Origin of the sequence: Nostoc mirabile CHAB5784 (genome assembly GCF_020829645.1) — a bacterium.
Lineage (GTDB): Bacteria > Cyanobacteriota > Cyanobacteriia > Cyanobacteriales > Nostocaceae > Nostoc > Nostoc mirabile.
In genome coordinates this window covers 1-10,274 of record NZ_JAIVFS010000171.1, presented here as the reverse complement: position 1 = coordinate 10,274, position 10,274 = coordinate 1, and the positions used below count along the sequence as shown (strand labels likewise).

Here is a 10,274-nt window from a genome sequence, read left to right as displayed (position 1 = left end):
TGGAGCATCTGCGAACTAAAGTTGCTCAACTTCTTGCTGAACTAACTCCTAAAATTGCTGCTTCTTTGACTGGTTATGACTTCATCCTTGATGCCTTATCTGTCGCAAACATTTTTTGAATTGGTATTAGCTTTTAACCTACGTACAAGTGCCCCATACCCCTCAAGAGTGCTGAGTGGGGCAGAGGGGAGAATAACTCTTGTACAGACGCGATTAATCGCGTCTCTTGTACAGACGCGATTAATCGCGTCTCTACTCCTAACTCTTAACTTAGTACTGTTTTGCCCAATGCCCTGAATCAAGAAATCCGGACTTTTTCTTGATCACAGACTACTATTTTTAGTCGCATAAACGCATAATAGAATAGTGACTGATCTGTTCGCCCCTTTACAATCTCTCAAACAAGGTGACTGGTTCAAGCTGATCTGCGGAGCCAGCTTCCAGCATTTACCGGCAGTCAGAAGTTTAACGTTAGCCTATACTTTGGCGGGCGCTGACTGCATAGATGTTGCAGCTGATCCAGCCGTAATTGCAGCGGCGCAAGCAGGGCTACAAGTAGCCAAATCTCTGGCTACGGATGCCCAAAAGCGAGGCTTTGACTACAAAGGCAACTTACCCTTTTTGATGGTTAGCCTGAACGATGGAGAAGATCCCCATTTTCGGAAAGCAGAATTTAATCCTACTAAGTGTCCTACTGAGTGTCCTAGACCCTGTGAACGGATTTGTCCGGCACAAGCAATTGTGTTTAACAATGTAAAAGAAAACTTTTCCGGAGTAATATCAGAAAAGTGCTATGGCTGCGGTCGTTGTATACCAGTTTGCCCATATAGTATAATTGATACAAGTTCATATATGTCAACGCCGGGAGCGATCGCGCCATTAGTAATGTCAACGGGAGTAGATGCCGTAGAAATCCATACAAAAGTTGGGCGGTTGACAGAATTTGAGCAATTATGGCAGGCAATTTCACCGTGGGCCGCTCAACTAAAGCTAGTAGCTATCAGCTGTCCCGATGGCGAGGGGATGATTGACTACCTAAGAGCAGTATATGAACTGATTGCCCCACTCAAGAGTGCTTTAATTTGGCAAACCGACGGCCGTCCCATGAGTGGTGATATTGGCGATGGCACCACAATAGCCGCGGTGAAATTAGGGCAAAAAGTTTTGGCAGCTAAGTTACCGGGATATGTGCAGTTAGCAGGCGGCACAAATAGCTATACCGTTGCTAAGTTGAAGGCAATGGGACTGCTCAAAGAGGCAGAGGGGCAGGGGGCGGGGGGCAGAGGAGAAGAAATTTTTCCCCTGCTCCCTGCTCCCTGCCCCCCCTCGTTCATTTCCGGGGTCGCCTACGGTAGCTACGCCCGCGTACTGCTGTCACCAATTCTCGAACAGTTAGAGAATAAGGAGGTAAATAACACCAATGTGCAAGCGAATCTTCGCCTCGAAGAAAATGACGTATTACTTTGGCAAGCTGTAAAACTTGCCCATTCTCTCGTTTCCCAGATCAAGTCACAGCAGGAGCGTTAATTGCTCGTTTCGGGAAATTACCCAGAGCGGGTTCTCCTGCACGCAAATGTCCTCGCTATCTCTAAAAACGTCACCATAGAAAGCATGACGATTACAGACGATCTCCAAAAGTTATTAGACATTTTGCCCCAAGACCTGCAACAAGTACTAGAGAGTCATCCCAAACGAGATAGTTTAGTAGAAGTGGTCTTGGATTTGGGTCGTCGCCCAGAGGCTCGGTTTCCTAATCAAGCTGAGTATCTGAGTGAAGTACCCGTTACTCAAGAACAGATAGATGATTGTATTCAACGAGTTGGAATCTTTGGCGGAGATAATCGAGCAGGAATTGAGCAAACTTTGCATCGGATCAGCGCCATCCGCAACCGCACCGGTAAGATTATTGGCTTGACCTGTCGCGTTGGTCGAGCGGTATTCGGAACCATTGGCATGATCCGCGATTTGGTAGAAACTGGTAAATCGATTCTCATGCTGGGGCGTCCAGGCGTGGGCAAAACTACTGCCTTACGGGAAATTGCCCGTGTTTTGGCGGATGATCTGCAAAAGCGAGTGGTGATTATTGACACCTCTAACGAAATCGCTGGGGATGGTGATGTTGCTCACCCCGCCATTGGTCGCGCTCGGCGGATGCAAGTGGCTCATCCAAATGAACAGCATCAAGTGATGATTGAGGCAGTGGAAAACCACATGCCAGAAGTCATTGTCATTGATGAAATTGGCACAGAACTGGAAGCTTTAGCGGCTCGTACCATTGCGGAACGGGGTGTACAGTTGGTAGGTACTGCCCACGGAAATCAGATCGAAAATCTGATCAAAAACCCGACCCTGGCTGATTTAGTTGGGGGTATCCAAGCTGTGACGCTGGGAGACGATGAAGCTAGACGGCGAGGTTCTCAAAAGACTGTTTTGGAGCGGAAAGCCCCTCCTACCTTTGAAATCGCTGTGGAAATGTTAGAGCGCCAACGCTGGACAGTACACGAAAGTGTTGCTGACACAGTAGATAATCTGCTGCGGGGACGTCAGCCTACCCCACAAACGAGAACTGTTGATGACCAAGGTAAAATCGCTGTTACAAGGCAGTTAGCTGTTGTCAACGGTCGCGGTGGACAGTTAGCGACAGTGGAAGAATCTTTCCCATCGGCGCGACCGTCTAATGGCTGGCGTTCATCTGGACAAATGGTAGCACTGCCGCAATTGCCTGTAGAGCGGGTAACTGGACGTAGTGAGTTTGATCGTTTGCTGGATGAATCCTTTAATTATTCCGAAAGCATTGATTTGGATGCTGCTACTAGACAGCCAGGGCCGAATGGTGAAGATTTGCCATTGCACGTTTACCCTTATGGTGTTAGTCGCCATCAACTGGAACAGGTAATTAGTGTGCTAACTTTGCCCGTGGTATTGACAAAAGATATAGATAGTGCTGATGCAATTTTAGCACTGCGATCGCACGTCAAAAACCACGCCAAATTACGCCAAATGGCCAAAGCCCGTCATGTACCCATCCACATGATTAAGTCCAGCACCATACCCCAAATTACCCGTGGTTTGCGGCGGTTGCTGAACATGGATGACCCAGACATGGCCGATGACCTAGAATTGCAACTGTTTTTGCACAATGGTAGCGATGATGAGATGGATGCCTTGGAAGAAGCTAGACTTGCTGTTGAGCAAATTGTGATTCCGAAAGGACAGCCAGTGGAGTTATTGCCGCGTTCTCCCCAAGTTCGCAAAATGCAGCATGAGTTGGTAGAACATTATCGCCTCAAGTCGCATAGTTTTGGCGAAGAACCAAACCGCCGCTTACGGATTTATCCAGCATAACCTCACCCCTAACCCCTCTTGGCAATACAAAGAGGGGATGTCACTAGTGACCTGTCTCATTAGTTATCACAGGTGAATAAGTTCGTAGTAAGGACTTTAGTCCTGAATTTTAAGCACTTCAGTGCTTACTACGAAGTCAGCAAAATTAATGCGATAGACCACTAGGAGACACTTGATGTCCTATAAAGATTTTTCTTTAAGAAAAGTAAAACAAGACTTTAATCTCACCTTAGTAGAAGGTGGGCGATTTTTACCTCCTATAGAACCAATCTCACCTAGTCCTCTGCTGGCTGAATTTTTAGCAGAAAGTATCCAGCTAGCAATTGCAATGGGTTCTGAGAAAGCTAGATCAGAATTGATTATCAGCCCAATTTTGTTTGAAGTCCGAAAAATTTTTAACAGACAAATCAGTTTTTTTTCTGGAGAAGAATTTAATGTTGAGCCAGAAGTAGGACTGGCGGGATTTTGCGACTTTCTGATTAGCATTTCGCCAGAACAGTTATTTATTGAAGCCCCAGCAGTGGTGATTGTGGAAGCCAAAAAGGAAAATCTTAAAGGTGGTTTGGGGCAGTGTATCGCAGAAATGATCGCCGCCCAAAGGTTTAATGCCAAATACGAAAAACCTATTGCTACTATCTACGGTAGTGTTACTAGTGGCAACCTGTGGACATTCCTCAAGTTGGAGGATAGCACTGTAACTATTGATTTAACTGAGTACTTAATTCCTCCAGTAGAGCAAGTCTTAGGTATTTTAGTGTGGATGATTCGGTCACAATCAACTTAAGTTTAGGTTTCGCTGAGAGCGGTTGTCACAGCTATCCATACCAGACTCGTCCTAACCAGGATGGCCGCTGTAACCACAAATTATCTTATCGGCAATCTACGGGTACGTACAGTAGCATCTTCTATAGTTACAGCACCACCTTCCCTAAGTATTTGTTCTACTTGAGGAATTGTGTTCATAAGCCTTTTAGTAATGATGTCTGGGTCAGTTAATGATAATCTCAAGGTGACTAAGCTTGGTTGATTGTAGCCTCTCAAGGCTAGCAGCATAGAAAAATCTAAATCTTGAGTTACAACAACTCTATTTTCCTGGCGGGCAAATTCTAAGATTTCCAAATCGAATGTAGTTGCAGGCAAAACATCAGAGACTCGAATAATATCCCATCCTTCCCCTTGTAACCCAGCTACAGTCTGAGGTGAAATGTTCATGTCTGCTAGTAGCCTGATATCAGTCACAGGTATTCCTCAAGCAGTTGGGACTATCTGAATTTGATCGGAAACAACCCAAGCGGCATATTTGAGTGCCTGTTGAATATCTTCAGCTTCTAGTTCTGGATAGGCTTGTAATACCTCTGCCACGGACTTACTATTCGCTAGCATCTTGAGGATGACACTAACAGTGATTCGCATACCCCTAATTGTCGGTTGCCCCAAGCAAATATTAGGATTAAGCGTGATGCGATCAAGTTTTTCCATGTTTCTCTGCGTGCAGATGCCTTGCAGTTCAATTATAGTGCGTACACTCGCTAATTTATCTAGTTTAACCTGCCCCTTACCCCTCTTTGAAGTGATGGGCATGATATTACTCACCTGTGCGATGCCTGCGGTGGTCACTGAGCGTAGCCGTTGTGTGGGCTATTCGGCGTCGCTAATGTCTGCTAGTAGCTTGATATCAGTGCGTAGGCGTAGCCCGCCGCAGGCATCGCTCCCTACTCATAGAAATTTAGATCACAACCTCTCTCTGGGAATTTTGCTATTATTTGCTACTTTAAGATATATGCAAATCATAGAAATTTCTCCATTCCAAGCCTTTCGCCGCAGTGTGGTAACGGTGATGCAGGTAGTTCCAAAGGAGCTACGCTATGTGGCAATTTTGACATTATTGGGTGGTGCAGGCCCAGCGATCGCTATTTGGCTCAACAAGGTGATCATTGATGAAATTACTCGCTTATTGAGCGCAGGGACAACACAGAATGCGATCGCCCTGATACTTGCCCAACCTCTGCTACTTTATAGTATTGCAGGTTCACTGCTGATAAATCTGGTGAGTGATGCGATCGCTAACATCAATAGCTTTGTATATACTTCCCTGCGCGATCGCATTATAGGCTTTATCCAAGGACAAGTGATTGAGAAGGTTGCCACTTTTGAAGATATTGCGCTGTTTGAAACACCCGATTTACTAAATTTGGTGCAGCTGACCGAAAAGGGAGTACAACGACTTCCAGAGCTTTGTCTTAGGCTTATGACGATGTTAGAGGGAATTTTTATCTTCATTCCAGCCATACTCCTTTCGGTGTCCCTTGCTTGGTGGGTACCACTAATTTTGTTTATCTGCGTTATCCCTGCTATGTATGTAGAAAGGAAATACCGTAAGCAAGTTTGGAGAGTAGAAAAAACCCAAGCAAGTGTTCTTCGGGAAATGAACTTATATAAAACGGTTTTAACTGGGGAGACATACGCTAAAGAACTGCGTTTGTTTAGCTTACAACCCTTACTTTTAGAACGTTGGCACGGACTTTACCATACCATTTTTAAAGCAATGGAACAGATTCGCCGTCGGGGGACAACGGCGGTTATTGGTTGGTCTTTACTCAGTGGCTTAGGCTTTGCATTAACTTATGTGTACGTAGTTCAGGGAGTGCTAAGTGGAACCCATACTTTAGGGGATTTAGCACTTTACACTGGGGTAATTTTAGAAGTGCGTCGAAGTTTGGATAATTTGATGTCTGGCGGGTCAGAGTTATATAATATTGCACTGGCAACAACGCCCATTTTCCAGCTTTTGGAATTAGAGCCGCAATTATCCCGTTCTCATTCAGAGTTGCAATCAAAGTCAGTAACAAACGTATGGGGAGAAGTCAGAGAATCGGCTGCTAAAAATAGGAACTTTCAAAAAAATGGCAAAAATTCATCTGATCATCGGCAAGGTTTATCAGGTCTAAATGCAACTAAGTATCAAGCATCGCAGACAGGTATTTACATCGAAAATCTATCCTTTACCTATCCCAATAGCGATAGCGCAATCTTGAAAAATATCAACCTGACGATTCACCCCAACGAGATGATTGTACTGGTGGGTGAGAATGGTGCTGGTAAAACCACATTAGCAAAGCTATTATGTCGCCTTTATGATCCTAGCCAAGGTGCGATTATTTGGAATGGGCAGGATTTGCGATCGCTCCCGTTAGAAGAATTGCGATCGCGGATTGATGTAGTCATGCAAGATTACGCTCGTTTTCCGACTACTGTACGAGAGAATGTTGCCTTTGGGGATTTACAGAAAATGCAGGATGATGAGGCGATTACAGAAGCGATCGCTGAGGCTGGTTTAGCTAGAGTAATTCAAAAGCTAGATTACGGTTTGGAAACCCTCTTAGGCAAACAGCTAGAAGGCGGTATTGATCTATCAGGGGGACAATGGCAGAGATTAGCCATCGCTCGTGCTTTGTTGCGACTGTCTCCAGCCGAACTCCTCATACTTGACGAGCCAACAGCGAATCTTGATCCGAAAACAGAACATGAGATTTACAACATTTTGCGTACCCTGGCAAAGGGGAGAATAGCCGTTGTAGTCAGCCATCGCCTCGCCTTGGCAAAACTAGCAGACCGAGTAGTAGTGCTAGAACACGGTCAAATTATTGAGGTAGGCACTCATGACGAACTCATAGCACTAGGCGGACAGTATCACTTAATGTTTACTCGTCAAGCTAGTAGTTACAACTGAGTAGGGAGTGGGGAGTGGGGAGTGGGGAGTGGGGAGTGGGGAGTGGTGTCAACTTAAGCTCAAACGCTTGTCCCACATACGCTTTACCCCTCCCCTTACCAAGGGGAGGGGCGGTTTTGGCTTTAGACAAAACCGGGGTGGGGTAATGCGGATCGTAATGGTAAGTGAATGAACTCAATATCATGTCTTGACAAGGGTTTCACGTTAAGTTGACACCTATGGGGAGTGAGGGGCAGGGGGAAATATTATTGCTTCGACCTCTGAACTCGGAACTTTGACCTTTGAACTCAGAACTTCGACCTCTGAACTCGGAACTTCGACCTCTGAACTCAGAACTTCGATCTCTGAACTCGGAACTCCGACCTCTGAACTCGGAACTTCGACCTTTGAACTCAGAACTTCGACCTCTGAACTCGGAACTTCGACCTCTGAACTCGAAACTTCAACCTTTGAACTCGAAACTTCAACCTTTGAACTCGAAACTTTGATATTGAAACTCGGAATTTGGCGTTACTGAGTGGAAATATAAATTTGTAAGTAGCACTTTTATATTCAAATTCAGCAACTTGGGTTATTTAGTTATTGTTCCCCATGCCCAATGCCCAATTTTTATTCTGGTAACTTATATTGCCCAACAATACGCTTGGCAAACTCTGGAACGTGCGCTTCTAATTTCTCAGGATGATTTCGCTTCACATACAAATAATTCCGAGTAAAGTGAGAATCAATGGAAAACCGCGCATATTCTAAACCCTTGGGGCCGATTTTTTCGATAACCACACCCATCAGTTTTGCTGCCCACATTGGGAGGGTAACGCCTTTATCGTAAGCGGGAATACTTTGCTGTACAGCTTCCTTCCGGTTGCCTTTAGACATCACTGGTTGAGTGTCTAACTGGTCTTTCACCAAATCCAGCATTTCCTTACCTGTGTCATTTCTAACTACAATCCATTGCCAGCCGAAGGGTGCGCCCATGTAGCCAACAACTAAATCTGCTAGGGAGTTGACGTAATCAAAGCAACTCATACAGGATGGGGCAAAGACATCTTTGAGTTGGTTTGTCTTCAAGCCAAAGAAAGGCACAGTTTCTGATGAGCCATCCTCATGTTTGAAGTGAACCCGGAAGTCTTGCATGAACTCGTAATGCACAACTGTCTCAGGCGATCGGCTGGTGGTTTCTAAGAATTTTTGCAGTCCGGCGCGGTTAACATTATCTACGCAGGGCGTACCCAAAACATACAGCTTTTCTAAACCAAGTTGTTTTTCTACGGCTCGTAATGCCTGGATTTGGCAACCAACACCAATTACTAACAGCCGCTTCATCCCTGATTTTTCTATCTGTTCCAACACAGAAAGGTTCGGGGAAAGAGTTGGTTTATTTACCCGCGCTGCTAGTATTTCTTCTGGGGTACGGGCGATGACGGGCATGGGTTGAAAGCGGTCTTCTTTGGTATTTTGCACGCAGACGACACCTTCAACTATGCCGCAATTAAGCATTTCAATGGCAATGCTGCTAACAATACCCGTCCATTGTGCGCCTTCGATGGGCTGTTGTTTTCGCGCCGCCATCATGTCTTGGTGAACACCAAAGTACAGTTCATCAGGGTTATCGAGATGGCGCGATCGCGTGTGCGTTTCTTCTTCAAGTTCGCCTATTTGCTGATTAATAAAAGCGCAGGCTTCCTTGACATAGTGAATATAGTATGTATCACATAGTCCACACTCGCTACAAAGTTCTTTAGCAGGGCGGCGGCTGGTAGATTTTAAGGCTCTGGCTTTTTTGTGAGGAGAAACTGAGGTCATATAAATTTTTTGTTTTATCCAGGAATCACTTTTATTACAATACCTTCACTGGCTATGAACTTGACGATAGAGATTGAACAACAAGAGGATGGACGCAATAAGCAGAAGTGATTGGTTCTCCTGGGTCAAGATCATTAGTTGAGCAAGCTATAATTTGCTTAGATTAAAGGTGATGTATCCTTATGCTGACGCTTGAGCAAATTGAGTCCGCGATTCTCCAACTGTCACCTAACGAGTATCAGAAGCTCCTTGAATGGTTTGCTGATTTAGACTATCAACGGTGGGATGAACAATTAGAGAAAGACATTGCTGATGGCAAACTGGAAGCTTTTGCACAGGAGGCGATCGCTGAGTTCGAGGCGGGTAACTGTCAAGCAATTTGATGCATTACACAACTCATCGGTTTTGGGAACGTTACAATGTTCTGCCTGAAGAGGTTCAGCGAATAGCCGATCAGTGCTACGAGTTACTCAAGTCTGATCCCTGCCATCCATCACTGCATTTCAAGAAGGTTGGTAAATACTGGTCAGTCCGGGCAGGGCGAAACTATAGGGCATTGGGTGTAGAAGTTAAGGATGGTATTTTGTGGTTTTGGATCGGGACTCACGCAGAGTACAACAAGCTTATTGATATGTAGTTACAGCAGCCCAACACTGCGTTAATACGGGCAGAACAGAGGTTATCGGTGAGGGTTCAAGCTTACCTGCCGCCGCAGAACTTCACCGTTATGTTGCAAAGCTATCTTCCGCATAAAAACCTCAGACTACGGAGTGTCATTGCCAGATATAAATAAGGATAAAAATGCGATCGCATGTGCGTTTCTCCTTCAAGTTCGCCTATTTGCTGATTAATAAAAGCGCAGGCTTCCTTGACATAGTGAATATAGTATGTATCGCATAGTCCGCACTCGCTACAGAGTTCTTTCGCAGGGCGGCGGTTAGTAGGTTTTAAAGGTCTGGTTTTTTTGTGCCTGTTAGAATCAACTGAGGTCATATAAATTTTTTGTTTTATCCAGGAATTGCTTTTATTACAATACCTTCACTCAGTATGAAATTCACAATAGAGATTGAACAAGAAAAGGATGGACGCAATAAGCAGAAGTGATTGGTTTTCCTGGTGTACTGGCTTATGGACAGACAAAGGAAGAAGCTGTTGCAATAGTTCAAGCATTAGCACTGCGTGTTTTGGCGGATAAGCTCGAACATGGGGAAGCAACGCACAGCAGCTAGCGCCAGTGCAGTCCAAAAATTTGATGTTTTTAAGCAAATCGCATTGATGTAGACCGTTCTGAAAACATAGAACCAACTGGTAATACATTAGGGTTAGATGTTGGGTTGAAGGAATACTACACCGATTCTGACGGTGTGATGGTCGAGAATCCTAAATTTCTCCGCAA

11 protein-coding genes and 2 pseudogenes are annotated in these 10,274 nt (G+C 45.0%); 9 read left to right on the top strand and 4 right to left on the bottom strand.

Annotation, left to right across the window (positions count from 1 at the left end; genetic code table 11):
- The first annotated feature begins 366 nt into the window (after window positions 1-366).
- The 3 genes from ldpA to LC653_RS42230 all read left to right on the top strand — a co-directional run bounded on the left by ldpA (window position 367) and on the right by LC653_RS42230 (window position 4,129).
- Complete coding sequence (ldpA, locus tag LC653_RS42240) at window positions 367-1,527, top strand: circadian clock protein LdpA (protein ID WP_229501249.1); 1,161 nt, start codon at window positions 367-369, stop codon at window positions 1,525-1,527.
- Window positions 1,528-1,611: 84 nt separating this feature from the next.
- Window positions 1,612-3,345: a R3H domain-containing nucleic acid-binding protein gene (locus LC653_RS42235; RefSeq protein WP_229501251.1), complete on the top strand. Its 1,734-nt coding sequence runs from the start codon at window positions 1,612-1,614 to the stop codon at window positions 3,343-3,345.
- A 175-nt stretch (window positions 3,346-3,520) separates the two neighbouring features.
- Window positions 3,521-4,129, top strand: coding sequence for a hypothetical protein (locus LC653_RS42230; protein ID WP_229501248.1), 609 nt, complete (start codon window positions 3,521-3,523; stop codon window positions 4,127-4,129).
- A gap of 80 nt (window positions 4,130-4,209) precedes the next feature.
- Here LC653_RS42230 and LC653_RS42225 read toward each other — a convergent pair whose 3' ends face one another.
- The gene (locus LC653_RS42225; protein ID WP_229501247.1) at window positions 4,210-4,584 is read right to left on the bottom strand and encodes a DUF5615 family PIN-like protein; all 375 of its coding nucleotides are present in this window, start codon (window positions 4,582-4,584) and stop codon (window positions 4,210-4,212) included.
- A gap of 9 nt (window positions 4,585-4,593) precedes the next feature.
- A complete protein-coding gene (locus LC653_RS42220; RefSeq protein ID WP_372478294.1) occupies window positions 4,594-4,926 on the bottom strand; it encodes a DUF433 domain-containing protein in 333 nt (110 codons plus the stop codon).
- Here LC653_RS42220 and LC653_RS42215 point away from each other — a divergent pair.
- Together LC653_RS42215 and LC653_RS42210 are read left to right on the top strand one after the other, a co-directional pair.
- On the top strand, window positions 4,925-7,075 hold the full coding sequence (locus tag LC653_RS42215) for an ABC transporter ATP-binding protein (protein ID WP_229501246.1): 2,151 nt from the start codon (window positions 4,925-4,927) through the stop codon (window positions 7,073-7,075). The genes LC653_RS42220 and LC653_RS42215 overlap by 2 nt on opposite strands.
- A 274-nt stretch (window positions 7,076-7,349) precedes the next feature.
- The gene (locus LC653_RS42210; protein WP_229501245.1) at window positions 7,350-7,592 is read left to right on the top strand and encodes a hypothetical protein; all 243 of its coding nucleotides are present in this window, start codon (window positions 7,350-7,352) and stop codon (window positions 7,590-7,592) included.
- A gap of 92 nt (window positions 7,593-7,684) precedes the next feature.
- Here LC653_RS42210 and LC653_RS42205 read toward each other — a convergent pair whose 3' ends face one another.
- The gene (locus LC653_RS42205; RefSeq protein WP_229501244.1) at window positions 7,685-8,878 is read right to left on the bottom strand and encodes a Coenzyme F420 hydrogenase/dehydrogenase, beta subunit C-terminal domain; all 1,194 of its coding nucleotides are present in this window, start codon (window positions 8,876-8,878) and stop codon (window positions 7,685-7,687) included.
- Window positions 8,879-9,060: 182 nt separating this feature from the next.
- Between LC653_RS42205 and LC653_RS42200 the strand changes: the two genes are divergently transcribed.
- Together LC653_RS42200 and LC653_RS42195 are read left to right on the top strand one after the other, a co-directional pair.
- Window positions 9,061-9,261, top strand: coding sequence for a hypothetical protein (locus LC653_RS42200; RefSeq protein ID WP_229501243.1), 201 nt, complete (start codon window positions 9,061-9,063; stop codon window positions 9,259-9,261).
- Window positions 9,261-9,515, top strand: a complete 255-nt coding sequence (locus LC653_RS42195) for a ParE family toxin-like protein (RefSeq protein WP_229501242.1) — start codon at window positions 9,261-9,263, stop codon at window positions 9,513-9,515. Before LC653_RS42200 ends, LC653_RS42195 begins: the two co-directional genes overlap by 1 nt.
- A gap of 167 nt (window positions 9,516-9,682) precedes the next feature.
- Here the strand turns inward: LC653_RS42195 and LC653_RS42190 are convergent.
- Window positions 9,683-9,871, bottom strand: a pseudogene (locus LC653_RS42190) (Coenzyme F420 hydrogenase/dehydrogenase, beta subunit C-terminal domain); the annotation flags it as partial.
- A 107-nt stretch (window positions 9,872-9,978) separates the two neighbouring features.
- On the opposite strand from LC653_RS42190, the gene LC653_RS46615 reads away from it, so the two are divergent.
- Together LC653_RS46615 and LC653_RS42185 are read left to right on the top strand one after the other, a co-directional pair.
- The gene (locus LC653_RS46615) at window positions 9,979-10,107 is read left to right on the top strand and encodes a hypothetical protein (RefSeq protein ID WP_267923417.1); all 129 of its coding nucleotides are present in this window, start codon (window positions 9,979-9,981) and stop codon (window positions 10,105-10,107) included.
- A gap of 42 nt (window positions 10,108-10,149) precedes the next feature.
- Window positions 10,150-10,274, top strand: a pseudogene (locus LC653_RS42185) (RNA-guided endonuclease TnpB family protein); the annotation flags it as partial.